Here is a 26,251-nt window from a genome sequence, read left to right as displayed (position 1 = left end):
ATGAAGCTGATCAGCACGAACGCCAGCTGCAGGGGGATGCCGAACATCACGATGCCGATCGCGAACAGGATGAGCCGATCGTCGAGAGCCGGCAGCTTCTCGGCCTGGCGCAGGATCACAGTGATGCCCTCGGTGACGCCGATCGCCGCTCCGGCGCTCGACGACATCACCAGGACGAAAAAGGCCCGCATGACGTTGGGCAGGAACAGCAGCGCGCCTACCGTCGTGCCGTTGCGCAGATGGCGCAGCGCATCGACGCCGGCATCGGCGACATAGGCGGCCGAATACGGCACCAGGGACAGCGCCACCGTCATGACACCCGACAGGGCGAAGGGCATGCCGAACAGCCTGGCGTCGCGCGGGATGGCGTTCAGCAGGAAGAACATGACGACGAAGGTCGGCGCCGCGCGCATCAAGGCGATGACCGAGCCCGACAGGCCGCCCAGCGGGCCGCCGACGAGCCGGCCGAGCGCGAGCAGCGCGCCGAGCGCGAGGCCCACGGCGATGGAGATGACGGCGATCTCGAAATTGACCGCCATGCCGGCCAGGAAGCGCGGCAGGAAGTCCGCCGACAGGATCTCGACCAGCGGCATCATGCCGGCACCCCGCCGGCTTCGTCGATCCGGGCCTGTCGGTTCTCGAGGAAGACCCTGAGCTTGCCGCACAGCCACACCACGATCATCACCACGACGGTGTAGAACACCAGCAGCAGGCTGTAGGTCGTCACGCGCCCGCTGGCGAAAGAGGTGATGTCGGTCAGGGTGCTGAGCAGCTCGGGCGCGCCGATGAAGCTCGCGATCGGCGTGCCCTTGGTCGCGTTGACCAGGAAGGCGACGATCTGGGTCGCCGACCGCCCGAGGGCGTGGGCGAACAGCGCGCCGCCGCGCAGAGTGCCGGGCGCCGTCCCCCGCGCCGTCTCCGTGCCCTGCTCGGCACGCAGGCTCCACACCGCCTCGGCGAGGGCCTGGCCCGCGTTGCAGCCATTGGCCAGGCCGAGCGCGGCGATGGCGGCGCCGAGCGCGACCGCACCGGAGTACGGGAACAGCCCATGGGCGATCGCCGCGGCGACCACCAGGGTGAGCACGATCGGCGAGGATTGCAGGGTCACCGTGACGATGCGCGCCGGCCAGCGCACCAGGATGGTGCGCGCCGCCATGGCGGCGCCGAACAGCACGGCTATGACGAGCGTGGCGATCAGTGCACCGGCGATCAGGATCAGGGAGTTCACCACGCCGTCCTGGAACATCGACCACGCTGGAGCCGTCTTCAGCATCGGCAGCGTCAGGTCGATTCCCGCCTCCTTCTCCACCCAGTTCTCGACCGCCGTCACCTCGGGCGCGAACGAGGTCGCCTTCAGCGCCGCGTCGAGCGGCGGCAGGATGCAGGCGGGATTCGTCGAGCCGGTATCGACGTTGCATTCCGGCCTGCGCCACACCTTCTGCTGGACCTGCAGGAAGGCCGACTCGACGCGGTGAAAGCGAGCGATGTCGATGAACAGACCGTCGCGATGGAAGACCTGGACGATCAGGTCGATCGCGCGCGCGAGCTGCTCGCTGCCCTGGCGGGCGACCGCCATGCCCCAAGGCACCTGGGCGAAGCCGAACTTGGGAGAGAACGCGGCCGAAAAATCCGGCTCCTTGAAATAGTTCGCGAAGAAGCTGTCGTCCTGCGCCGCCAGGTTACAGGTGCCGTCCTTGAGACGGTCCGGCAGGACGCCGGCTTCGTCGAATAGCATCAGGCGGGCGCCCTGCGAGACCATCTGGGCGTTCGAGCCGTTGCCGATGGTCACGCACACCGTGCGGCCCGGCAGGTCGGTCATGTTCGCCACCGGCAGCTCGCGCGGGCCGACGACGACTGTCTCCGATTGATAATAGTGCGGGCGAATGAACCGCACCTGGCTGTCGCGCTGGGTGTTGTGGCCCATGGTCGCGATCACGAGGTCGATGCGATCCTCGGCCAGCAGCGGAATGCGGGTCGCAGCGTTGACGCGCACGAACTCGACCTGGACGCCGAGCATGCGGCCGATCGCCAGCCCCACGTCGACCTCGTAGCCTTCGCGCTTGTCGCCGGTCCTGGTGCCGAACAGCGGATAGTAGTCGCGGACGCCGATCCTGATGCGCTTGGCGCACAGGATGCGGACCAGGCGATCGGCGTCGGCCTGCGAGCAGGAGGCGGGCATGCTCTCACGCGCCGACTCGAGCAGGCGCTTGAGCGCGGCGTCGGGCGAGCCGGGGACCTGGGCCCGGGCGCCGGACAGCACCAGGCCGATCGCGATCAGCGTACCGGTCGCAATGCCGATCAGGGCGCGAACGAGGCGGCGGGGCTGCGCCACGTCAGGCAACCGTGCCAGTCGCGCCGATCTCGACGATGTGCATCTCGCCGAAGGCATAGGGGCCATAGCGGTGGATCGAACGGCCGTCCTCGGCCTCCAGAATGTGTTTGGCCATGCAGTCGAGCTTGTCGCCGGGAATGTAGACCAGGGTCGTCAATGCCACCCGCAAGGCGAGCCCGTGATACGCGACCATCTCGCACGACCGTTCGAGGCTCACGAACGCGTTGTGGGTGATGATGGCTCGCCCGAGTGGCGTGAGATGACGCCCCAGGCCTTCGAGGAAGGGGTCGAGCAGATAGCGGCCATCGGGACCGCCGGCACTCCAAGACGGCAGGCGGCCGGGCACATGGCTGCTCGCCATCGGGAAGTGCGGCAGGTTGGCCACGATCAGGTCGAAGCGTCGACCGAGCACCGGCTCCCACAGATCGCCGTGGTGGAATTCCGCGACTCCGCCATGGCCGAGCTCGTGCAGCAGCAATCTCCCGGAGGCGACCGCATCCTGCTCGATGTCGATGCCGCAGACCGATGCCGCCCCCAGGGCGGCGACGGCAGCCAGCACGACTCCGCTCCCCGAGCCGATCTCCAGGACCGTGGCGCCACGTACCAGATCCGCATCGGCCTGAATGACCTGGATGAGCGCGGCGGTGTATTCGCTCGGCCGCAGGACCGACAGGGACTCGCGCGCGCTGGAGAGCAGACTGGCATTAGACACGGTTACACTCGATTGTCATGGTTGGGGGCGGCGGGTCCTTGTCTTCCGGACCGCGGGCGTCCCGCCCGCTCATCATCAGGATGATCATGAGCGGGCGGGACGCCCGCGGTCCGGAAGAGTGGCGCCCAACCATCAGGTTCATCTCTGAGGACCATCAAGCCGCCACCAGCCGCTTGAGGACGGTCGAGGCGATGGGGTCGTCGGGGAACTGCTCGAGAATGTCTCGATAGCGCCGCGCCGCCAGGACATTGTCTTCCTTGATCAGCGCCTCGTAGGCGATACGCGTCATCTTGCACAGCTTCACCGCCGCCTCGTCGGGCTCGAGCCCCGGATCGTCGGCGCCGTAGACGCCAACCAGCTCGTAGATCGGCACCTTCGAGCGCCGGCCCTTGACGATGACGTCGTCGATGGGCCGCACGCAGAGGCGCTCGCCCGCCTCCTTGAAGACGTTATGGCTGATGCAGATGCGGGTGTGGAATTCCTTGTTGATGCCCTCGAGCCGCGCCGCGACGTTCACGCCGTCTCCCATCACGGTGTAGCTCATGCGCTCGCGCGAGCCGATATTGCCGACCAGCACGGCATCGCTGTGAATGCCGATGCGGACATTGAGCGGCTTCAGCTCCTGGGCGCGCCAGCGCTCGTTGAGGGTGTCCATGCCGCGCTGGATGCGGAGAGCCGCCACGCACGACCGCCAGGCATGGTCCTCCAGCAAGGCCGGCGCCCCCCAGAACGCCATGACGCCATCGCCGATGAACTTGTCGATCGTGCCGTGCTCCTGGTTCACCGTCTTGGTGACCAGCTCGAGATAGGCCGACACGCGCAGCAGCAGCTCCTGCGACGGCACCTCCTCCGAGAGGCTCGAGAAGGATTCGAGATCGGAGAAGAAGATGGTGAGGAAGCGGCTGTGGCCGCCGAGTTCGAGCTTCTGCTCCGAATGCAGCAGCTGGGTGACCAGGCCCATCGGTACGAAGGCGGCGAACGACTTCACGGTCGCATCGAGCGTGTCGATCGCCTTGGAGAGTACTGCGATCTCGCGGATCGACGAGCGAACGGAAGGCAGCTGCTCGCCGCCGATGTCCTGGATCTTGCCGACCTTGAACGCCATGCGCTCGAGCGGCGAGGAGACGATGCTGGTGAGGAAATAGATGATGACGATCTGCACGACGACGGCGATCAGGCCGAAGATCGCCAGCCGGATGTTGTTGTGCTGGAAGGTGCCGGTGAAGTCCGACATCGGGGTGATGACGAACAGCTGCCAGCGCTTGCCGAACTCCTGCGGCAGGGACGAGATGCTGGCGATGTACTCGCGGCCGCCGTGCGAGAAGAAGTACATGTCCTCGCTTTTTCGCGGTCGCAGGCTGTAGGCCATCGCCGGCAGCTCTTCGTCGAGCGACGTGATGTGGCGCAGCTCGAGCCGGCCCTGGTTGTTGGCGTAGGTCTTCGACAGGTCGGAGGCGGCGATCACGCGCCCCTGGTGATCGAGGATGTAGCTCACCGTGCCGGGGCTGATCTTGCGTTCGCCCAGATAGGTCCCGAGGCCGCCCAGGGTGATGTCGGCGGCGGCCACGCCGGCGAGCTTGCCGTCGAGGTAGAATGGTGCGGCGACCGTAAAGCCGATCAGGCCCAGGGCGGCGAAGATATCGGGATCCGAGATCATCGTGGTCCCGGCCTGCGCGGCGCTGCGATACCACAGGCGCACACGCGGGTCGTAGGTCGTGACCGCCTGCGTGCTGCCGAGCTCCTTCAGGTCGGCGTCGAGAAACGTGTAGTGATCGAGCAGCGGTTGGCCAGGGGTCGGCACGACCCAGCGGTAGGCGAACTGCGACCCCTCAGGGGGCAGCTTGCCCTGGATGTCGACACCCGGATCGACCCGTCGCGTCTGGCGGAACGAGCCATCCTGCAGGCCGACATAGGCGCTGACGATCTTCGAGCTGTGCAGGACGATGCTGTAAAAATAGCGGAAGCAGCGGCTGTCGCCGTAGAAGCCCGGATCCTGGTTGCCGATCGACGCCGCCGAGCGGACCAGCGATTTCAACGGGTTGAAGTCGGCCTGGATGTTGGCAAGCGCATCGACGCGGAATCGCTCGACCAGCTCGGCCGCGTTACTGCGGGCGATGTTGTCGTTGGAAATGTAATTGACGGCGATGACGGTGAAGAAAACCGGAACCGTAAGAAAGGCGAACGACGCCAAAATGCTCGGCTTGAGCCTGAGATTGTTCCGGAAAATACTTCTCATGTGCTGCAACAATCGTACAGTAACAATGACACAGCGTCCATTTTCCCATTCAGCCTCAGAGAGGCGGCCGCTCGAGATGCCAGTCGGTGGCCCGTTGATAGGCGTGCCCGGCGGCCAGGATTCCCGCCTCGTCGAAGGCATGGCCGACAATCTGGAAGCCGACAGGCACGCCGTCGCCGGTCATGCCACCCGGCAGCGTCAGCGTGGGATGGCCGCTCATATCGAGAGGCGCCGTGTAGCGCAGGCGGGCCGCTACGGTTTCGGGCGACCGGCCCGCCGCCTTCATGGCCGCAAGCGAGGGGGCGGCGACGCCCATCACCGGCATCAGCAGCAGATCGATTCCCGACAGGGTGCGCTCGATCTCCCCGGCGACCCGGGCACGCAACAGCTGGAGCCTGGCAAGGTCGAGCGCCGAAAGGCTGCGGCCGAGGTCGATCAGGCCGGCGAACTCGGCGCCGTATTCGGCGCGCCGCGATGGGAAAGTCGCCTCGTGCGCCAACGCCGCCTCGACGCCGCACAAGGACAACCACTTCAGCGCCGCTTCATCGAGCTCCGGGAGCGTCACCTCGACCGGAATGGCACCGGCGTCGCGCAGGACCGTCCGGGCACCGTCGAGGGCGCGCTGCGCATCGCTGTCCATGCCAACGAGATTGGTCGGCACGCCAAGCCGCTTGCCTTTGACCCCGCTGCCCGCGGCCGCAGCATAGTCGGAAACCGGGCGCTGCACCGCGGTCGGATCGTCGGGGTCGGCGCCGGCGATCACGCCGAGAACCAGCGCCGCATCGAGGGCGCTGCGGCACATCGGGCCGACATGATCCAGCGACTCGGCCAGCGGAAAGACTCCAGCGCGGCTGACCCTCCCCCAGGTCGGCTTGAGGCCGGTGAGGCCGTTCATGGTCGACGGGAAGCGGATCGAGCCACCCGTATCCGATCCAAGCGAGGCGAAACACAGACCGGCCGCCGTCGCCACGCCGGAGCCCGAGGACGACACGCCGGTCCAGTAGGCGGCGTTCCACGGATTGACTGGCGGCACGATCGTCGGATGGTGCACGCCATAGGCGCCTTCGGTCATCTGCAGCTTGCCGAGAATGACGGCACCGGCCGCTTTCAACCGCGTCACGACGGTGGCGTCCTTGTCGGGCACGTGCCGGGCATAAATCGACATGCCGGCCGCCGTGACGATGCCTGCCGTGTTGCAGAGATCCTTGACCGCGATCGGCACGCCGTGCAGGGGGCCGCGCGACACGCCAGCCGCGCTGTCGGCATCGCGCTCGGCGGCATTGCTCAGGGCGCGCTCGGGCGTCACCCTGGCATAGCTCTTGAGCTGCCCGTCGAGTCTGTCGATGCGGTCGAGTATCGTCCGCGTCGCTTCGACCGCTGAAAGCTCGCGCGCCTTCAGCCGCCGCGCGATCCCGTCGAGCGACTCATAGTGCAATTCGGCCGACATGCCTCACCCCCAAAGCGGCATTGTAGCACGACGACCGCGCCGACAGCACGCCGGCACGTTTGGGGTAGGCTAGTTCGGTCGCAAGGCAGTCAAACCCGTTGCGCCCGGCACAGAGCCGAACGCAACGGTACAAGTCCGCGTCAGTCCGCGGACTTCAGGTTGACAGCGGCCGAACGGCCGCGCTCCGTGGCGATCTCGTAGCTGATCTTCTGGCCCTCGTTGAGGCCGTTCAGTCCCGAGCGCTCGACGGCGCTGATGTGGACGAACACGTCCTTGCCCCCGTCAGCCGGCTGGATGAATCCGAACCCCTTGGTGGCATTGAACCACTTGACCGTACCTGTAGCCATTACTCTCTCTCCTCGGCAGTTAGCGGCCCACGACTACGCGTGGCCCGCGCACTCACTTGCATCGGTCCACGACAACTCGAAGAATTTGGGAAACAGCTCGTTGGGGTCGTCCGGGGCCGTTGTGGGCAGGACCGCCAAGGCATAGCCAAGTTCGTAAGTCGTAAGCCGGCATATTGAGAGCTAACGCCGGGAAGTCAAGTTGGTTGCACTGATACCATCACATGGTTGCACCAATCTTCCAGGGCTCGAATTCGTCGTCGCCGATGCCGAGCACCTCGGACTTTGTCTTCTGTCCCGATGCAGTCTTCAGGATGTGCTCGAAGATGCGACGCCCGCTCTCCTGAATTGTCTCCTCGCCGTCAACGATGGTCCCACAATTGATGTCCATGTCGTCAGTCATGCGCCGATAGAGCGAGCTATTCGTTGCGAGCTTGAGTGAGGGCGCAGGTTTGCAACCGAACACGCTGCCGCGGCCGGTCGTGAAGCACAGGACATTGGCGCCCCCTGCCACCTGTCCTGTAGCGGACACAGGGTCGTAGCCAGGTGAATCCATGTAGACGAAGCCCTTGGCAGTGATCGGCTGGGCGTACTCGTAGACGTCGACCAGGTTGGTCGTGCCGCCCTTGGCCACCGCGCCCAGGGACTTCTCCAGGATCGTCGTAAGACCGCCGGCCTTGTTGCCGGGCGACGGATTGTTGTTCATCTCGCCGCCGGTCCGCGCACAGTGATCCTCCCACCAGCGGATGCGCTGGACGATCTTCTCGCCGACCTCGCGCGACACCGCACGCCGGGTCAGCAAATGCTCGGCGCCGTAGATCTCGGGCGTCTCCGACAGCACGGCGGTGCCGCCGTGACGGACCAGCAGATCGACCGCGGCACCCAGCGCCGGATTGGCGGAGATGCCAGAATAGCCGTCCGAGCCGCCGCACTGCAGCGCCAGGATGAGCTCGCTCGCCGGGATCGGCTCGCGCTCGACGGCGTTGGCCTCGGGCAACAACTCCTCGAGGAAGCCGACCGCTCGCATCACAGTCCTGGCGACACCGCCCTCGTCCTGGATCGTCATGGGAATGAGCTTGGGACCTTCCTTCAGCCCCTCGGCGTTCATCAGGCCGGAGATCTGGTTGGCTTCGCATCCCAGCCCGAGCACCACGACGGCGGCCATGTTGGGATGGCGCGCATAGCCTGCCAGTGTGCGCCGCAACACGTCCATTTCCAGGCCGGACGCTGCCATGCCACAGCCGCCGCCATGGGTGAGCGGCACCACGCCGTCGATGTTGGGGTAGTTCGCCAGCAGCGGCTGCAGGCGCGAGGCGATCATTCGGCTGGTCGCCGCCGAGCAGTTCACCGTCGTGACGATGCCGAGGTAGTTGCGCGTGGCGGCGCGGCCATCGGCCCGGCGATAGCCCTGGAAGGTCGCCTGCGGCGTGATGTAGTCGGTCGGATGGGCGTCGACGCAGAAGGCGTAGTCGCGCTCGAAGTCGCCCATGACACAATTGTGCGTGTGGACGTGCGCGCCGGGGGCCATGTCCTCGACGGCGAAGCCGATGATCTGGTTGTACTTGCGCAGCGGCTCGCCCTTCCTGATCGCGCGAGTGAGGATCTTGTGGCCGGGCGGCACGCGAGTCGCGGCCGCCACGTCGCCCTCGACCTTGGTGCCGGGAAGGATGTCCATGCGCGCGACGATGACGTTGTCGGCGGGGTGCAGGCGGATGGTGAGAGGAGCGGTCATGCCCCATGATAGGCAGGTGCGCCCGAAAGCGCACCCGCCCAGGGAAGCCGGTCCCAGCTTAGCTGACTAGTCGTTTTGCTCCCCCCGTAGTCTGGGGAGGTGCCCCGTCTTGCGGGGCGGAGGGGGGAAGGCCCCAGGCAAGATCAATGAGGTTCCGTCGTCGGAACCTCATGAACCTAGCGTGAGATTCTCCCCCTCCGGCCCTTCGGGTCACCTCCCCCGATGACGGGGAGGAAAAGTCGATCGACCTACCTAGTAGTACCGCTCGTAGCGATCCGGGATGCCGTCGCGGTCGCGGTCCCAGTAGCGCCGCTGGCTCTCGTAGCGATCGGGCACGCCGTTGTAGTTGCGATCCCAGTTGCGGCTCTCGTAGCGGTCGGGAACGCCGTTGTAGTTGCGGTCCCAACGGCTGGGAACGAAGCGCCACTGGTTGCGACCATTGACGACGACGCGCTCCCAGGTTTCCGGCACGTAGCGATAGCCCGGCCGCGCCGTGTACCACTGGCCGGGGAACCAGACGTACTGATCGCGCACCAGTCGCCAGTGACCCGGCGCCCAGACGTAGCCGGAACGCGGGGCGGGAAGCCGTTCGTAGCGCAACGGCGGCGGCGGCGAGCCGAAAGTCACGGTGACCTGCGCTGCGGCCGGCGTAGCGACCGCCGAGCCGACGGTCGCGGCCCCGGCGAGGCCCGCGGCGGCAATGCTGGCAAGAACGAAACGCCTCATCATGTGAACCTCCATGCGGCGACCGGCGGCGGCGATGCCGGCACTCGGTCGCGCTCGAAGGATCTACGCGCCGGGGATCGCCCCCGTGGCCTGCCCCTCTTGGGGATTTTGCGTACCCATTTCGCCACGTTCCGGCCATGGCATGAGCGCCTCCCCCGTCATCGGTGGAGGTGGCCCGTAGGGCCGGAGGGGGAAAGCCACAGTCCAGACCTGTCCGCTTCTGACGTCGGAATCGGACGGGCATGGGCTGAGGCCTTCCCCCTCCGCCCCGTATGACGGGGCACCTCCCCCGATTACGGGTCCGATTACGGGGGAGGGATTTGAGATGCGTACACCTCGCGCCAGCAAAGGAGCGACCTACGATGCCGCCACGGCGGGCTGAAGGGCGGCGGGCTCGTCGAGCTCCTCGAGCAGAAAGCGGTCGACCAAGCGGTTGGCGCGGGTGCGGTCGGCGAGCATGTGGGCCATGCCGAGGTTGCGGCCGCTCGAGCCGAGATAGAAGCGCTCGTACTGCTCGTTGCGGCTGCCGAGCGCGGTGCCGGCGAAATCCCAGGCGAGGCGGAACAGGCGGCTGCGCCGTTCCGCATCGATGTCGGTGCCCACGAGGTAGCGATCGATCAGCGGTCGCAACGCCTCGTCGGCGAGCGCGGCGCGCGACGGTGTCGTCAGGAGATTGTGCGAGCCGATCAGGCGGATGATCTCGTTGACGCGCGGGAACCAGGTCGGCAGCGCCGCACGCAGCGCGATCAGCGGGCGCACGTCGCAGCACCACAGGCCGTTGCCGTAGTGATGCGCCGCCTGCTCGGCGGCATAGACCGAGGCGCGGGCGAACTCGGCGAACATCGCGATCTCGCCCAGCATCTGCTGGGTCTGCGGCTGCGCGAGGTTGATCGCCTCGGCCATGCGCGCCGTCAGACCATGGGCGAACTCCAGCTTGGTCTGCGCCCGGATCATGGTCTGCTGCATGATGTTGGGCCACCAGGTCGCCTTCATCACCGAGTTGTAGACGGCGAGGTTGGCGTCGATGAACAGCCGCTCGCGCGGCACCTCGACGTCGTCGAAGATCACGAAGGCGTCCTGCTCGTCGAACCGGCTCGACAGCGGATGCTCGAAGCGATTGGTGTTCACCGACACGCTGTCGCGGCAGATGAACTTCAGGCCCGGCGTGTCCATCGGAATGCAGAAGCTCAGGGCATGCTCGGGCGCGGCATCGGGCATCGGCGCGCCGGGGTAGACCGCGAGCTCGTCGGCGAACGGCGCCAGGGTCGCCAGCACGCGCGAGCCGCGCACGATGATGCCGTGCGCCGTCTCCTCGACCTTGTGCAGCTGCACCGGATCGAAGCCCACCGGGTACTTGCCCTTGGCGAGATTGACGGTCGAATGCACGATCGTATGGGTGAGCGAGATGTCCTCGCGCCTGAGCTTCTTCTGGTAGCGCACGAGGTTGTCGGCGCCCTGCTCGTTTCCGTCGGCCGCCCATTCGTCGTGCCGGCCGGCAAAGCCCGCGAAGGTGACGTTCATGTAGTCGGGCGTCCGCCCCATCAGCCCGACCGAGTACTCGGCCGTGCGCTCGAGGCCACGATGGCGCCGATGGATGTCTTCATGGCAGCCCGGGATCATGTGGCTGACGTTGATCGGCTCGCCGGTCTCCGGGTCGGGCATCAGGCAGTCGTCGGCATGCTTGTGCTGCAGGTCGAAGACCTCGGCCAACGCATGGGCGGCACCGGCCAAGGCCGGATGCTCGACCATCGAGTGGACCTTCTCGCCGCCGACCCATAGTTCACGCCTGTCGCGCAATCCCCTGAGGAACTCCTGGCCCGTCCGTGCCGCCATCGTCACTCCTCCCGAGTTTTTTTCGAGCTGTGAGGCGATTGACCCTAGGCAAGCCGCCGACATAACGAAACAATCAAACGGAACATGAATCGCATAACATCCAGTTATAATCGCGACTCCCGCTCCGGGCCTCGGCCGATCGCCGAGCCCGATCTGGTCGCCCGCCTGCACAAGGTCAATTTAGACCTGCTGCCGGTGCTGCACGAGCTGCTGCGCACGCTGAGCGTCACGCGCACGGCGCGCTCCTTCAACATGACCCAGCCCGCCGTCAGCCGCGCGCTGCGCCAGCTGCGCGCCGCCTTCGACGACGAACTCCTGGTGTCGCCCGGCCGCAACGCCCGGCTGACCGACCGGGCCCAGTCGCTGGCCGGGCCGCTCGCCCGCGCCCTCGCCGAGATCGACCACCTGATGATGCCGGCCGGCCCGTTCGACCCGGCGAGCGAAACCGTCCATCTGGTGATCAACACCGCCGACTACGTGACGCAGCTGCTGGCGCCGATCCTGGCCGAGATCTGCGCTCGCGAGGCACCGCATGTCGTGCTGGAGTTCACCTGGGTCGGCACGCGCAATGTCGAGGATCTGGGGCGAGTCGACTTCATGATCGGCCCGCGTGCCTTTGGCGAACGGATGGGCAAGCGGGTCGGCCGACTCCCGCTGTGGCGCGACGAGATGGTGTGCATTGCCGCCGCCGACAACCGCGTGATCGGCAGCCGGCTCACCCCGGCCCAGTTCCAGGCGAGCCGCTACGTCGCCTTTCGCCGCGACCTGCGCATGCCGGCCGACGTCCGCGTCCTGCTGCAGCCGACCGCCGCGCTCGAGACGGCGCCGGTTTGCACGGCGCCGAACTTCCTGGTGCTGGGAACCATCGTCGAAAAGTCAGACTGCATCGCCCTGGTGCCGCGCAAGGTGGCCGAGGAGCTGGCCCGTCCCTCGCGGCTGCGCATCGTCGAGATCGCCTATCCGCGCAAGCAGCTCCATATCGATGCCTACTGGAGCTTGGCGGCACACGCCAAGCGCGGTCACGCCTGGTTCCGCGACCTGCTGGCCCACGCCGCGGCACAGCTGGGGTAGGGGCATTCTCCTTTCCAGCTGCGCTTGGGAGGTGTCGCCGTCGTATGGCGACGGAGGGGTCATCGCTGGGAACCCGCCACTCCGATGGCGCTCATGGGACGTGTAATCATCAAGAAGAGCGCCATCGGAGTGGCGCGCTCCCAGCGATGATTCATGACCCTCCGTCCGCGATGACGCGGACACACAAGCGAAGCTGGGGAGGAGAATGAGGCAATCACCGCTTCGGATCGGTGAGATCCTCGAATTCCTTGAGGTGCGAGGGCGCCCAGCGGTGGTGGCGCGCCCTGATGATCCAGCGATCGAGTCCCGGCCAGCGCCGCCGCGCCGCTTTCACCCAGATGCGGCCGGTCTCGAACTCGGTCGCCAGCAGGTAGAGCGCGATCACGAAAAAAATCCAGCCTTGCAGGATCGGCAGAAAGCCGCCGATCACCGACATGACCAGGCATGCGGCGATCGCGAGGGCCATCAGCGGCTTGCGCATGCGGAGCTTACAAGTTGAATCGGGCCTACAGATGGATCGGCTTGTCCCACGCGGCCAGGGCGGCTTCCTTCATCGCTTCATTGACCGTGGGATGGGCGTGACAGACGCGGCCGATATCCTCCGCCGAGGCCGAGAACTCCAGGGCAATCCCCGCCTCGGCGATCATGGTGCCGGCTTCGGCACCGATGATGTGGACGCCCAGGACCTTGTCGGTCGCCTTGTCGGCCAGCACCTTCACGAATCCCTCCGTCGCGCCATTGGCGCGGCTGCGCGGGTCGGCGGTGAACGGGTACTTGCCGACCTTGTAGGCAACGCCGGCCGATTTCAATTGTTCCTCGGTCTTGCCGACCCACGCCACCTCGGGCTGGGTGTAGATGATCGACGGCACGAGATCCCAGTTCACGTGGCCCTTCTGACCGGCGATGGTCTCGACGCAGGCGACGCCGTCCTCGCTCGCCTTGTGCGCCAGCATCGGCCCGTCGATCGCATCACCGATGGCGTAGATGCCGGGGACGGAGGTCTGGAAGTGCGCATCGACGGCGATGCGGCGGTGCTCGGTCATCTTCACGCCGACCGCTTCGAGGCCGAGGCCGACGACATGGGGCCGCCGGCCGATGGAGACCAGGACGATGTCGGCCTGCACGGTCTCGGCCGCGCCACCCTTGGCCGGCTCGACCGTGAGCGTCACGCCCGCATCGGATGCTTCTGCTTTGGTAACCTTGGAGCCGAGCTTGAATTTCAGCCCCTGCCTGGCGAGTGCGCGCTGGAAATGCTTGGTGATTTCGTCATCGACTCCGGGCGAGATGCGATCGAGGAACTCGATCACCGTGACATCGGCGCCGAGCCGGCGCCACACCGAGCCGAGCTCGAGGCCGATGATGCCGGCGCCGACCACCACCAGGTGCTTCGGCACCTCGGTGAGCTCCAGCGCACCAGTCGACGACACGATCTTCTTCTCGTCGATCGTCACGCCCGGCAGCGGCGTCACCTCGGACCCCGAGGCGATCAGGATGTTCCTGGCCGCGAGCGCGTTCTTCACGGCGCCATCATCGGCCAGCACCGATACCTTGCCTGCCGCATCGATGCGGCCGGTGCCCTGGAAGACGGTGATCTTGTTCTTGCGGAACAGGAAGGCGACGCCCTTGGTGGTGGCTTCCACCACCTCGTTCTTGCGCTTCATCAGCTGGGCGAAATCGAGCTTCGGGGCTGCCAGCACGATGCCATGCTGGGCGAGATCGTGGCCCGCCTCCTCGAACAGGTGCGAGGATTGCAGCAGCGCCTTCGAGGGGATGCAGCCGACATTGAGGCAGGTGCCACCCAGCGTCGCCCGCCTCTCGACCATCGCCACCTTCATGCCGAGCTGCGCGGCACGAATCGCCGCGACATAGCCGCCCGGACCGGCGCCGATGACCACGAGATCGAAGGTTTCTTCTGCCATGACGTCACCCGTTTTCCCTCCTCCCCGGCTCTGCTGGGGAGGTGTCGCCGTCATACGGCGACGGAGGGGTCATGAGTCAGATGGACCGCGGGCGTCTCGCCCGCTCATGAGACGAGCTGGCGAGACGCCCGCGGTCCGCATGAGCCATGACCCCTCCGTCCGCGAAGACGCGGACACCTCCCCAGCGAAGCTGGTGAGGAGAATAACTACACCCCGAGCAGCAGCCGCTCGGGATCCTCGATGCACTCCTTCACGCGCACCAAGAACAGCACGGCCTCGCGACCGTCGATGATGCGGTGATCGTAGGACACGGCGAGATACATCATCGGCCGGACCTTGATCTCGCCGCCCACCGCCATCGGCCGCTGCTGCATCTTGTGCATGCCGAGGATGGCCGACTGCGGCGGGTTGAGGATCGGCGTCGACATCAGCGAGCCGTAGACGCCGCCGTTGGAGATGGTGAAGGTGCCGCCGGTCAGGTCGGCGATGCTGAGCTTGCCGTCGCGCGCCTTGCGGCCGAGATCGCCGATCGCCTTCTCGATGCCGCCGAACGACAGGGTGTCGGCGTCGCGCACCACTGGCACGACGAGGCCCTGCGGCGTGCCGACGGCGACGCCGATGTCGTAGTAGTTCTTGTAGACGATGTCGTCGCCCTCGATCTCGGCATTGACCGCCGGCAGCTCCTTGAGGCCGGCGATGCACGCCTTGACGAAGAACGACATGAAGCCCAGCCGCGCGCCGTGCTTCTTCTCGAAATCGTCCTTCAGCCGCTCGCGCAGCGCCATGACGTTGGTCATGTCCACCTCGTTGAAGGTGGTGAGCATGGCCGCGGTGTTCTGCGCATCCTTGAGACGGTTGGCGATGGTGCGGCGCAGGCGCGTCATGCGCACCCTCTCCTCGCGATCGGCGCGCAGGCGCGGGCCCGCCGGGGCGGGCCTGGCGGCAGCCGGCGGCGCGGCGGCGGGAATGGATGCAAGGGCGGCCAGCACGTCGGCCTTGGTCGCCCGGCCGTCCTTGCCGCTCGGCTGGATCGCCTGCGGCGCCACGCCGGTCTCGGCGACGAGCTTGCGGGTTGCCGGTCCCGAGGCGGCGACGTCGACGACCGCCGAAGCTGCCGTCGGCGCAGCGGCCGGAGCTGTTGCCGGTGCGGCGGCGATAGCCGATGGCGGCGACGCAGCGGCTGGCGCCGGCTTGGGCGCCGCTGCTGCCGCCGGCTTCGCTGCCGCGCCCGCGCCACCGGCTTCGATATGGCAGAGCACGCCACCCACCTGGACGGTGGCGCCCTCCTCGACCGCGAGATCGACGACGCTGCCGGCGACGCTGGCATTGACCTCGACGGTCACCTTGTCGGTCTCGAGCTCGCACAAGGGCTGGTCGATCGTCACCGCGTCGCCCGCCTTGACCAACCACTTGGCGACAGTCGCCTCGGTAACCGACTCGCCCAGCGCCGGGACCTTGATCTCGACAGCCATCCTGAAACCCCTCTCCCTCTGCTGACCTGTCGAATTGTGCGCCTGCTACCCGATGGTCAGCGCGCGATCGACCAGGTCGGCCTGTTCCTTGACGTGCGTGCGGGCCGAGCCGGTGGCCGGCGACGCCGATTCGGGCCTGCCGATATAGATCGGCCGTTTCGCCTTGACGCCGATGCCCGCCAGCGAGCGCTCGATGCGGCGGTCGACGAAATGCCAGGCACCCATGTTCTCCGGCTCCTCCTGGCACCACACGATCTCGGCGTTGGGATACCCCGAGAGCCTGACGCCGAGCCGGCTGAACGGGAACGGGTAGAGCTGCTCGATGCGATAGATCGCGATGTCGTCGATGCCGCGCTTGCGCCGCTCGGCGACGAGATCGAAGTAGACCTTGCCCGAGCACAGGATGACGCGGCGCACCTTGGCCGGCTCGGCGATCCTGTCTGTCTCGGCGAGGATGCGTTTGAACGAGGAGCCCGGCCCGAAATCCTCCAGCCGCGACACGCAATCCTTGTGGCGCAGCAGCGACTTGGGCGACATCACGATCAGCGGCTTGCGGAAGCTGCGCCGCACCTGGCGGCGCAGTGCGTGGAAGAAGTTGGCCGGCGTCGTCGGCACGACGACCTGCCAGTTGTCCTCGGCCGAGAGCTGCAGGTAGCGCTCGAGCCGGGCCGAGCTGTGCTCCGGCCCTTGGCCTTCGTAGCCATGCGGCAGCAGCATCACGAGGCCGTCCATGCGCAGCCACTTGCTCTCGCCCGAGCAGATGAACTGGTCGATGATGACCTGCGCCCCGTTGGCGAAGTCGCCGAACTGGGCTTCCCACATCACCAGCGCGTTCGGCTCGGCCGACGAATAGCCGTACTCGAAGCCCAGCACGCCGGCCTCGTTGAGCGGGCTGTCGATCACCTCGAAGCGCGCCTGGTGCGGCGCCACGTGGTTGAGCGGGATGTACTTGTCCTCGGTGGTCTGGTCGACCAGCACGGAATGGCGCTGCGAGAAGGTGCCGCGTCCCGAATCCTGGCCGGAGAGACGCACCGGCGTGCCTTCGGCGAGCAGCGTGCCGAGCGCCAGTGCCTCGCCGGTCGCCCAGTCGATGTCCTGGCCCGTATCGATGGTCTTGCGCTTCTCCTGGAGCTGGCGCGCGATCTTGCGATTGAGATCGAAGCCCTTGGGCGCCTCGCAGAGCGCGTGGCCGACCGAGCGCACGAGATCGAGCTCGACCGCCGTCGTGCCCTTGCGGTCTTCCTCGCCCGGCGCCACCGTGAGCCCGGCCCAGCGGCCCTCCAGCCAGTCGGCCTTGTTGGGCTTGTACTGGCTCGCCGCTTCCAGCGCCTTGTCGAGCTTGTCGCGCAGCGCCGCGTCGAGCTTGGCGACATCGGCGGCGGTGACCACGCCCTCGGCCTCGAGCCGCGCCGCATAGACCTCTTTCACCGTCTTGTGGCCGGCGATCATCTTGTACATCAGCGGCTGGGTGAACATCGGCTCGTCCGATTCGTTGTGCCCGTGCCGCCGATAGCAGAACATGTCGATGACGATGTCGCGCTTGAAGTGCTGGCGATACTCGGTGGCGATGCGTGAGACATGGACGACCGCTTCGGGATCGTCGCCGTTCACGTGGAGGATCGGCGCCTGCACGATCTTGGCGATCTCCGTGCAGTAGGGGCCCGAGCGCGAGAAGGTCGGCAGCGTGGTGAAGCCGATCTGGTTGTTGACCACGAAGTGGATGGTGCCGCCGATGCGGTAGCCGCCGAGGTCGCTGAGGTCGAGGCTCTCGGCCACGAGGCCCTGGCCGGCGAACGCCGCGTCGCCGTGCATCAGGATCGCCATCACCTGGCTGCGATCGGTGTCGTTGCGCTGGTCCTGCTTGGCGCGCGCCTTGCCGAGCACGATCGGATTCACCGCCTCGAGATGCGAGGGATTGGGCGACAGCGAGACGTGCACCGTGTTGCCGTCGAACTCGCGATCGGCCGAAGCGCCGAGATGGTACTTGACGTCGCCCGAGCCGCGCATCTCCTCGGGCAGCGAGGAGCGGCCCTGGAACTCGGAGAACAGGGCCGTATAGCTCTTGTGCAGGACATGCACGAGGGTGTTGAGGCGGCCGCGGTGCGGCATGCCGATGACGACGTCGCGGATGCCGAGTTGGCCGCCGCGCTTCAGGATCTGTTCGATGCCCGGGATCAGCGATTCGCCGCCGTCGAGGCCGAACCGCTTGGTGCCGACGAACTTGACGCCGAGATACCTCTCCAGCCCTTCCGCCTCGACCACGCGCTCGAGAATCGCATGGCGCCCCTCGAGGGTGAACTCGGTGCGGTTCTCGACGTGCTCGATGCGCTCCTGGATCCACAGCTTCTGGTCGGGGTCGGAGATGTGCATGTACTCGACGCCGATCTTGCCGCAGTAGGTGCGGCGCAGACGGTCCCAGATCTGCCGCAGGGTCGCCGATTCACCGAGCCCCAGCAGGCCGAAGATCAGGATCGGACGATCCCAGTCGTTGTCGCCGAAGCCGTAGGTCTTGGGATCGAGCTCGCGATGCAACTCGGGACGATGCAGGCCGAGCGGATCGAGATCGGCCTCGAGATGGCCGCGGATGCGATAGGAGCGGATGAGCTGGAAGGCGCGCAACGTGTCGTGCGCCGCGATGCGGATGTCGCCCTCGGTCTTGCCGGCGAGCGCCGCGGCCGCCGCGGCGCCGTTACCCTTCACATTGCGATTGGCCGGCGTCGGCAGGGTGTCCGGATCGACGGCGCCGATGACATGCGCGCCGTTGGGCGCCCACGAGGCGCCGCGCACGTCGGCCAGCACGTCGCTCTTCTGCTCGCCGAGCGCTTCGAAGAAGGTCCGCCACTCGGCATCGACGCTGCCCGCGTCCGCGAGATAGCGCGCGTAGAGTTCCTCGATGAATGGCGCGTTGGCGCCGAACAGAAACGACGTCTGTTCCGCTCTCATGGCCCAGCCCTCCTTGGTCCGGCCTTCACGACCCAATGACGGCAGGCGTCGTGCGGCCCTGCCCGTTGGCGCCCTACCCGTCAGCCCTCATGGCAATCACATAAGGACAAAAACGCTGTCATCCCGACCGGAGCCGAGCGAAGCGAGGCGTAGTGGAGGGACCTTTCTTGTCATTGCGTCGATAAAGAAAGGTCCCTCGACTGCGCCGCCCTTCGGGCAGCTCCGCTCGGGATGACGGAGAAGATGACACATGCGGTTGCCCCGTCAGCCCTTCATCGCGGCAAGCATTTCGTCGCCGAGCGCGGCCGGGGAATCGGCCACCTTGATGCCCACCGAGCGCATGAAATCGACCTTGAATTCGGCGGTATCATGGCCGCCAGAGATGACCGCGCCGGCATGGCCCATGCGCCGTCCCGGCGGCGCCGTGCGGCCGGCGATGAAGCCCACGACCGGCTTTTTGGTCTTCGACTGCTTGATGAACTCCGCACCCTTGACCTCGGCGTCGCCGCCGATCTCGCCGATCATGACGATACCCTGGGTCTCTGGATCGGCGATCAGCATCTCCAGGCACTCGACGAAGTTGGTGCCGTTCACCGGATCGCCGCCGATGCCGATGCACGTCGTCTGGCCGAGGCCGGCGGCCGTGGTCTGCGCCACCGCCTCGTAGGTGAGCGTGCCCGAGCGCGAGATGATGCCGATCCTGCCGCGCTTGTGGATGTGGCCCGGCATGATACCGATCTTGCATTCCTCGGGGGTGATGACGCCGGGGCAGTTGGGGCCGATCAGCCGCGACCGCGAGCCGGCGAGCGCACGCTTCACCCGCACCATGTCGAGCACCGGAATGCCTTCGGTGATGCACACGATCAGCGGCACCTCCGCGTCGAGCGCCTCGAGGATCGAATCGGCGGCATAGGGCGCCGGCACGTAGATCACGGAGGCGTCAGCCCCGACCTTGGCAACGGCGTCGGCGACGGTGTCGAACACCGGCAGGTCGAGATGCGTGGTGCCGCCCTTGCCCGGGGTGACGCCGCCCACCATGCGGGTGCCGTAGGCGATCGCCTGCTCGGAATGGAAGGTGCCCTGCGCGCCGGTGAAGCCCTGGCAGATGACCTTGGTGTTCTTGTCGACCAGGACGGCCATCAGCCTTCCTCCTTGACGGCCTTGACGATCTTCTGGGCGGCATCGGCGAGATTTTCGGCCGAGGTGATCCTCAATCCCGATTCTTTCAGGATCTTCTTGCCCAGCTCGACATTGGTGCCTTCGAGCCGCACCACCAGGGGCACATGCAGGTTGACCTCGCGCGCCGCCGCGACCACGCCCTCGGCGATGACGTCGCAGCGCATGATGCCGCCGAAGATGTTGACCAGGATGCCCTCGACGTTGGGATCCTTGAGGATGATCTTGAACGCCGCCGTGACCCGCTCCTTGGTGGCGCCGCCGCCGACATCGAGGAAGTTGGCGGGCGCCGCGCCGTAGAGCTTGATGATGTCCATGGTCGCCATGGCCAGCCCGGCGCCATTGACCATGCAGCCGATCTGGCCGTCGAGCTTGACGTAGTTCAGCGCGTACTTCTCGGCTTCGGTCTCGGCCGGATCCTCCTCGTCGATGTCGCGCAGCTCCTCGACGTCCTTGTGACGGAACAGGCCGTTGTCGTCGAAGTTCATCTTGGCATCGAGGGCGACCACGTCGCCCGCGCCGGTGACGACCAGCGGGTTGATCTCGATGAGCGAGGCGTCGAGCTCGGTGAAGGCCTTGTAGAGGCTGCCCAGCAGGGTGACGAAGCCGCCGACCTGCTTGCCGCTGAGGCCGAGCGCGAAGGCGATCTTGCGGCCCTGGAAGGCCTGGAAGCCGGTCACCGGATCGATCGCCTGCTCGACGATCTTCTCGGGCGTGTCGTGCGCCACCGTCTCGATATCCATGCCGCCTTCGGTCGAGGCGATGATGGCGATACGGCCGATCGAGCGATCGACCAGGATCGACAGGTAGAGTTCGCGTTTGATGTCGCAGCCAGCCTCGACATAGAGGCGCTTCACGGTCCGGCCGGCCGGGCCGGTCTGCTTGGTCACCAGGTCGCGACCCAGCATGGCCGCGGCGTGCTGGCCGACCTCCTCGATCGACTTGGCAACGCGCACGCCGCCCTTGCCGTTGGGATCGTCCTTGAAGCGGCCCTTGCCGCGCCCGCCGGCATGGATCTGGGCCTTCACCACGGTGATCGGGCCGCCCAGCTTGCGGGCCACGTCCATCGCCTCGTCCCTGGTATAGGCGACGCTGCCCTTGAGCAGGGGGACGGCGTATTTGGCCAGCAATGCCTTGGCCTGATATTCGTGAATGTTCATGAAAGCCTGTTTGTCCGGGCCGTTTGTTGTTCGGACCTGCCTGCAAAGCCCACGCCAACCCCTCAGTTTTCAATCGCAACTGACCAAGGTCAGCGGCACTCTATGAGTGCCGATGCTGCTTTGCAACGAAGGACTGATGATCGTTCTGAGTCGCTCGACCAAAGTCGAATACGGCCGGTCGGCCTCAGCGGCCGACGATCTTGTTGGTGGCGTCGATCAGGGATTTCACGGCGGCGACGGACTTGTCGAACATCACCTTTTCCTCGGCATTGAACTCGACCTCGACGATGCGTTCGACGCCGTTCTTGCCGATCACCACGGGCACGCCGATATAGAGGCCCTTCACGCCGTACTCGCCGTTCAGCATGGCGGCACAGGGCAGCACGCGCTTCTTGTCCTTGAGGTAGGACTCGGCCATGGCGATGGCCGACGCCGCCGGAGCGTAGAACGCCGAGCCGGTCTTGAGCAGGCCGACGATCTCGGCACCGCCGTCGCGGGTGCGCTGGACGATCTTGTCGAGCCGCTCGCGGGTGGTCCAGCCCATGTCGACTAGGTCGTGCAGCGAGATGCCTCCGACCGTCGAGTAGCGCAGCAGCGGCACCATGGTGTCGCCGTGGCCACCCAGGACGAAGGCGGTGACGTCCTCGACCGAGACGTTGAACTCCTCGGCCAGGAACAGGCGGAAGCGGGCACTGTCGAGCACGCCCGCCATGCCGACCACGCGATTCGCCGGGAAGCCCGTGACCTCCTGCATGAGGCCGACCATGGCGTCGAGCGGGTTGGTGATGACGATGACGAAGGCATTGGGCGCGTGCGCCTTGATGCCCTTGCCGACCGAGTCGATGACCTTGGCGTTGATCCCAACCAGGTCGTCGCGCGTCATGCCGGGTTTGCGCGGCACACCCGCCGTCACGATGATCACGTCGGCACCCTCGATGTCCTTGTAGTCGGAGGTGCCGCTGTAGTTCGTGTCGAAGCCCTCGACCGGCGACAGCTGGGCGATGTCGAGCGCCTTGCCCTTGGCGATGCCTTCGGCGTCGGGAATGTCGAACAGGACGACGTCGCCCAGTTCCTTCTGGCCGGCCAGCAGCGCCAGCGTGCCGCCAATCTGTCCGGCGCCGATCAGCGCGATCTTCTTGCGAGCCATGCGTAAAACTCCCGTTCCGTGAAGGCGGGGCGTGGTTAGCGCGATTCGACCGGACCGGCAAGACGGCTGCCAGATCAGCGAATTCGATCGTGATCGAAGGAAAGCCGGCCGATATCTCGTGCGGAATGCACAATATGAAGGATGATCGTCTCGTTGCCGGACACCCGGTAGGCCGGATCGGTGTCGATCAGGTCTTTCGGCGTGATCGCTCTTCTCCCCTGGAGATGATGTCGGCCTTCATCGCTTCGGCATCGGATGACTGACGGCACTCGCCCCGCTGATATGCCGCGTCGGCAGTGTCGATCTTCGCCTGCAGCCGTACGAGATCCGCCTCGTATTCCTCGATCATGCGCACACCCGCACGCACGACGGCCTCCGCCGACGGAAAATTTCCCTTGGCCACTTGCCGAGCAATGATGGCATCGGCGTCCTCACCACGAGTGTAGGTCTTGCTCATATCGGTATCCTAGCGTGGCCTGGCATCGCCGGCTATCGTGGCGGCGAGCGACGGCCTCCGGGAGGGTTCCCCCAAGGCGCTGAGCCACCCTGCTTCGCGAACATGGCGTCGGCCGCATCCATGAAACACCACGCCACGTATGGAAACTCTTCACGGGTTCCATGCCCGGCAGTCTACGCGACAGGCGCTGCGCGACGCACGAACCTCAACTCCATCAGGCAGGATGTTTCCTCAGGTGCGCCAGCATTAGCTCGGTGGCTCTGGCCGGCGCCTGGTCCATGACGAAGTGGCCGACGCCGGGCAGCACTTCCATGGCGAAGGCGGCCTCGACGAACTCGGCAGTGCCGCGCGCGGCGTCGGGGCCGACCGTGGCGTCGGCGTCGCCCCAGATATAGAGAGTCGGCACCTTGATCGCGCCGATGTCGGCGGCGAGACCCTTGTTGGCGCGATACCACGCCAGCGTCGCTTCGATCGCCGCCGGGTTGCCCAGCACCGCGAGATGCTCGTCGAGCGCTGCCTTGGGCACGCCCTGGCCGAACAGGCCGTCGCGCAGGCGGCGCGCATTGTCGGCCAGCAGCATCGGCCCCGTCTCCGGCTCGAGGAACGCGCGGTGGTGGCGCGAGCGGTGCTTCTGATCGCCATCCTCTTTCAGCAGCGCCCGACGGAACGATTTGGGATGCGGCCGCGACAGGATGGTGAGCGAGGCCAGCCGTTCGGGCACCTTGTCGGCAACGCCCCACGAGACCTGGCCGCCCCAATCGTGACCGACGAGATGAAAGCGCTTGCCGGCGCCGCCCGCGGCATCGGCGATGTCGATCGCATCGTCGACCAGCCTGTCGAAGGCGTAGTTGGAGAGATCCGCCGGATCGGGCCGCGCGTCGGCCGAGTAGCCGCGCTGGTCTGGCGCGACGGCGCGATAGCCCGCCGCCGCGAGCGACGGCAGCGCCGCCCGCCAGCTGTGCCGCGACTCGGGAAATCCGTGCAGCAGCAGCACGAGCGTCCCGCCGGCCGGGCCCGCGACATCCGTCGTGAACGTGAGGCCCGGCCGGGTCGTTATGCTCGTGGTCTCGGTCATCGACCGGTCAGACGCCGTTGGCCTTGAACCAGGCGAGCGCCCGCTTCCAGCCATCCTCGGCCGGCTGCTTGCGATAGCTCGGGCGATAGTCGGCATTGAATGCGTGCGGCGTGTCCGGATAGATCACGATCTCCGACTTGGCCGCTGCCGGCGTGCCGGCAGCCTTGAGCGCCTCGCGCATCTTGTCGAGCGTATCGACGGGAATGCCGGTGTCGGCGCCGCCATAGAGGCCGAGCACCGGGCCGTTCAGCTGCTTGGCGATGTCGATCGGATGCTTGGGCGTCAGCGGCGTCGCGTTGCCGACGACGCGGCCGTACCACGCGACGCCGGCCTTCACCGCCGGATTGTGGGCATCGTAGAGCCACACGATGCGGCCGCCCCAGCAGAAGCCGGTGATGCCGAGCTTGGCCGTGTCGGCCTTGCCTTCCGCCTTGACGAAGGCGACCGAGGCATCGAGATCGCCCATCACCTGCTCGTCCGGGACCTTGGCGACGATCTCCGAGAGTATCTTGGGAATTTCCGGAATGCCCCGGGGATCGCCCTGGCGGAAATAGAGTTCGGGCGCGATGGCGCAGTAGCCCGCCTTGGCGAAGCGCCGGCAGACGTCGGCGATGTGGGCGTGCACGCCCCAGATCTCCTGCACCACCAGGATGGTGCCGAAGCCCTGGCCGGTCGCCGGCATAGCGCGGTAGCCCGCCATGTCCTTGCCGTCCTTGGTCTTGATCTTGACCTCGCCGGCGGTTAGGCCGTCGGCCGGCGTGGTGATCATGGTCTGCGCCTGCACCGGCTGGACCGACAGCGCGAACGTGCTGCCGAGCGCGCCGCCGGTCGCCAGCATGGCGGTGCGCCGCGACACGCCGCGCTCTTCGAGCGAAATCATGCGATCGCCATCCATACAATGCCTCCCTGGGGGTTGACTCGGCCGCGAAGCCTAGGCCGCACGGCCCATGGCTCACAATCACAATCAGGCGATGTGCGGCAGGGCGAGGTACTCGGGGCTCTGCATCTCCATGAGGCGCGACACCGTGCGCTGGAACTCGAAGGCGCCGTCGCCCTCCAGGTAGAGCCGGGCCGGCGCCGTTGCCGCCGAGCAGACGAGCTTCACCTTCTTCTCGTAGAACGAGTCGATCATGGTGACGAAGCGCGCCGCCTTGTCCTGGCTGTCCGGCCCCATCTGCGGCACCTCCGCCACGATGACGGTGTGGAAATTCTCGGCGATGCAGATGAAGTCGGCGGCGCCCATGGGCTTGGCGCACCAGTCGAGATAATGCGCCATGGCGACGCCGGGCGCGGCGCGCGGGACGTCGACGTCGCGGCCCTGGGTGCGCAGCACGCGCGGCTCGCCGTCGGCCCCGTTGCTCAGCGCGCGGAACGCCTCGTCGAGCTTGGCCGTCGCCCAGGCGCCGAGCGGCGTCAGGTAGACGTCGAGGGTGCGCAGGCGACCCATGCGGTAGTCGTGGCCGCCGCCCAGCTCGAGGATCTCCAGCCGTTCCTTCAGCAGGTCGATGAAGGGCAGGAAGCGGTCGCGCTGCAGGCCATTCTTGTAGAGGTCGTCGGGCGCGCGGTTCGACGTGGCGATGACGGTGATGCCCTCGTCGAACAGGGTCTCGAACAGGCGCGCCAGGATCATCGCGTCGGCGATGTTGGTCACCTGGAACTCGTCGAAGCAGAGCAGGCGGGTCTCGTGGGCGATCTCGCGGGCGATCGGCACGATGGTGTCGGCTTCGGGCGGCGCGCCTTCGCTGGCGAGCTTCTCGCGCCGCTTGTGCAGGCGCTCCTGCACCTCGAGCATGAACTCGTGGAAGTGGACGCGTCGCTTCAGCGCCACCGGCGCATCGGCGAAGAACAGGTCCATCAGCATCGACTTGCCGCGGCCGACCGGGCCCCAGATGTAGAGACCATGCGGGCCGACCGGCGGCTTCGGTGCCGCCACCAGGCCGAGGCGGGCGAGCAGGCCGCCCCGGGGTGCGGGGTGGTCGGCGAGCGCCGCCAGCTGGTCGTAGACCGCCTGCAGCCGCAGCACGACCTTCTCCTGCACGGGATCGGCATGAACTTCGCCCGCGGCCCTGCGGGCGGCGAGGTTGGCTGCGGGTCCTTTGCCAACACTCGGGACGCCAGCGGTCGTGGGAACAGATCCAGTCATTTGCCGGCGCATACCTAGAGCGATTTTCGTTGAGAGGGAACCTTGAGCGGTTCCATCAAAGTGAAAATGCGCGCCTGAGCGACCGCAATGAAACAAGTGCTCTAATTGCAACGACACTTCTGTCATCGCGAGCAAGGCGCTTGGCGTCGCAAACGCCGTGAGCGAGGGATCTTTTTGGACCGCGGGCGTCCCGCCCGCTCATGACTCATGCCGATGAGCGGGCGGGACGCCCGCGGTCCAAAAATAAAAGACATCGGGTCTGGAGCAAATTTTCGGCCGTGCCAGCCGAACGGGAGGTGCTTCTGGCTCGCCGTCGCGCGGCTGCC

The 26,251-nt window shown here is 66.7% G+C and carries 20 protein-coding genes and 1 pseudogene; 1 reads left to right on the top strand and 20 read right to left on the bottom strand.

Features of this window, described 5'->3' with window-relative positions; translation table 11 throughout:
* The 9 genes and pseudogenes from AB7O82_RS24050 to AB7O82_RS24010 all read right to left on the bottom strand — a co-directional run.
* Positions 1 to 596 (bottom strand): annotated as a pseudogene (locus AB7O82_RS24050) (hypothetical protein); the annotation flags it as partial.
* Positions 593 to 2,332: a transporter substrate-binding domain-containing protein gene (locus AB7O82_RS24045; RefSeq protein ID WP_428556133.1), complete on the bottom strand. Its 1,740-nt coding sequence runs from the start codon at positions 2,330 to 2,332 to the stop codon at positions 593 to 595. The pseudogene AB7O82_RS24050 and the gene AB7O82_RS24045, both read right to left, overlap by 4 nt.
* Position 2,333: 1 nt before the next feature.
* Positions 2,334 to 3,044, bottom strand: a complete 711-nt coding sequence (locus AB7O82_RS24040; protein ID WP_428620324.1) for a methyltransferase domain-containing protein — start codon at positions 3,042 to 3,044, stop codon at positions 2,334 to 2,336.
* Positions 3,045 to 3,198: 154 nt separating this feature from the next.
* Positions 3,199 to 5,280: an adenylate/guanylate cyclase domain-containing protein gene (locus tag AB7O82_RS24035; protein WP_428548780.1), complete on the bottom strand. Its 2,082-nt coding sequence runs from the start codon at positions 5,278 to 5,280 to the stop codon at positions 3,199 to 3,201.
* A gap of 55 nt (positions 5,281 to 5,335) precedes the next feature.
* The gene (locus AB7O82_RS24030; protein ID WP_428620322.1) at positions 5,336 to 6,727 is read right to left on the bottom strand and encodes an amidase; all 1,392 of its coding nucleotides are present in this window, start codon (positions 6,725 to 6,727) and stop codon (positions 5,336 to 5,338) included.
* Between the two features lie 140 nt (positions 6,728 to 6,867).
* Complete coding sequence (locus AB7O82_RS24025; protein WP_428548786.1) at positions 6,868 to 7,074, bottom strand: cold-shock protein; 207 nt, start codon at positions 7,072 to 7,074, stop codon at positions 6,868 to 6,870.
* Between the two features lie 217 nt (positions 7,075 to 7,291).
* Positions 7,292 to 8,803, bottom strand: a complete 1,512-nt coding sequence (locus tag AB7O82_RS24020; RefSeq protein WP_428548789.1) for a UxaA family hydrolase — start codon at positions 8,801 to 8,803, stop codon at positions 7,292 to 7,294.
* Positions 8,804 to 9,055: 252 nt separating this feature from the next.
* On the bottom strand, positions 9,056 to 9,532 hold the full coding sequence (locus AB7O82_RS24015) for a hypothetical protein (protein WP_428548792.1): 477 nt from the start codon (positions 9,530 to 9,532) through the stop codon (positions 9,056 to 9,058).
* Positions 9,533 to 9,886: 354 nt separating this feature from the next.
* On the bottom strand, positions 9,887 to 11,362 hold the full coding sequence (locus AB7O82_RS24010) for a 4-hydroxyphenylacetate 3-hydroxylase family protein (protein ID WP_428548795.1): 1,476 nt from the start codon (positions 11,360 to 11,362) through the stop codon (positions 9,887 to 9,889).
* Positions 11,363 to 11,446: 84 nt separating this feature from the next.
* Here AB7O82_RS24010 and AB7O82_RS24005 point away from each other — a divergent pair, with 84 nt between their 5' ends.
* Entirely contained in the window at positions 11,447 to 12,433 is a 987-nt protein-coding gene (locus AB7O82_RS24005; protein WP_428548798.1) for a LysR family transcriptional regulator, read from the top strand.
* Between the two features lie 214 nt (positions 12,434 to 12,647).
* Here the strand turns inward: AB7O82_RS24005 and AB7O82_RS24000 are convergent, their stop codons facing one another.
* The 11 genes from AB7O82_RS24000 to zapE form a co-directional block, all read right to left on the bottom strand.
* A complete protein-coding gene (locus AB7O82_RS24000; protein ID WP_428548801.1) occupies positions 12,648 to 12,914 on the bottom strand; it encodes a hypothetical protein in 267 nt (88 codons plus the stop codon).
* 25 nt (positions 12,915 to 12,939) lie between these two features.
* Positions 12,940 to 14,352, bottom strand: a complete 1,413-nt coding sequence (lpdA, locus tag AB7O82_RS23995; RefSeq protein WP_428548804.1) for a dihydrolipoyl dehydrogenase — start codon at positions 14,350 to 14,352, stop codon at positions 12,940 to 12,942.
* A 206-nt stretch (positions 14,353 to 14,558) separates the two neighbouring features.
* Complete coding sequence (gene odhB / locus AB7O82_RS23990) at positions 14,559 to 15,824, bottom strand: 2-oxoglutarate dehydrogenase complex dihydrolipoyllysine-residue succinyltransferase (protein ID WP_428548807.1); 1,266 nt, start codon at positions 15,822 to 15,824, stop codon at positions 14,559 to 14,561.
* Between the two features lie 45 nt (positions 15,825 to 15,869).
* The gene (locus tag AB7O82_RS23985) at positions 15,870 to 18,767 is read right to left on the bottom strand and encodes a 2-oxoglutarate dehydrogenase E1 component (RefSeq protein ID WP_428548810.1); all 2,898 of its coding nucleotides are present in this window, start codon (positions 18,765 to 18,767) and stop codon (positions 15,870 to 15,872) included.
* 264 nt (positions 18,768 to 19,031) lie between these two features.
* Positions 19,032 to 19,907, bottom strand: a complete 876-nt coding sequence (gene sucD / locus AB7O82_RS23980; RefSeq protein ID WP_428548813.1) for a succinate--CoA ligase subunit alpha — start codon at positions 19,905 to 19,907, stop codon at positions 19,032 to 19,034.
* Positions 19,907 to 21,103: an ADP-forming succinate--CoA ligase subunit beta gene (gene sucC, locus AB7O82_RS23975; protein WP_428548816.1), complete on the bottom strand. Its 1,197-nt coding sequence runs from the start codon at positions 21,101 to 21,103 to the stop codon at positions 19,907 to 19,909. The genes sucD and sucC overlap by 1 nt, the downstream gene beginning before the upstream one ends.
* Positions 21,104 to 21,287: 184 nt before the next feature.
* Entirely contained in the window at positions 21,288 to 22,250 is a 963-nt protein-coding gene (mdh, locus tag AB7O82_RS23970) for a malate dehydrogenase (RefSeq protein ID WP_428620321.1), read from the bottom strand.
* A gap of 187 nt (positions 22,251 to 22,437) precedes the next feature.
* Complete coding sequence (locus AB7O82_RS23965) at positions 22,438 to 22,707, bottom strand: ribbon-helix-helix domain-containing protein (RefSeq protein ID WP_428620320.1); 270 nt, start codon at positions 22,705 to 22,707, stop codon at positions 22,438 to 22,440.
* Between the two features lie 214 nt (positions 22,708 to 22,921).
* Positions 22,922 to 23,782, bottom strand: coding sequence for an alpha/beta fold hydrolase (locus AB7O82_RS23960; RefSeq protein WP_428620318.1), 861 nt, complete (start codon positions 23,780 to 23,782; stop codon positions 22,922 to 22,924).
* A 7-nt stretch (positions 23,783 to 23,789) separates the two neighbouring features.
* Positions 23,790 to 24,677 carry a dienelactone hydrolase family protein gene (locus AB7O82_RS23955; protein WP_428556446.1) on the bottom strand — a complete coding sequence of 296 codons (888 nt, stop codon included), beginning with the start codon at positions 24,675 to 24,677 and terminating at the stop codon, positions 23,790 to 23,792.
* 69 nt (positions 24,678 to 24,746) lie between these two features.
* Positions 24,747 to 25,925: a cell division protein ZapE gene (gene zapE, locus AB7O82_RS23950; protein ID WP_428556443.1), complete on the bottom strand. Its 1,179-nt coding sequence runs from the start codon at positions 25,923 to 25,925 to the stop codon at positions 24,747 to 24,749.
* Positions 25,926 to 26,251 lie beyond the last annotated feature (326 nt).

This window comes from Reyranella sp., from assembly GCF_050185545.1.
Taxonomy (GTDB): Bacteria; Pseudomonadota; Alphaproteobacteria; order Reyranellales; family Reyranellaceae; genus Reyranella.
The sequence above is the reverse complement of the archived record's forward strand: the minus strand, read 5'-3'. Positions and strand labels throughout refer to the sequence as shown.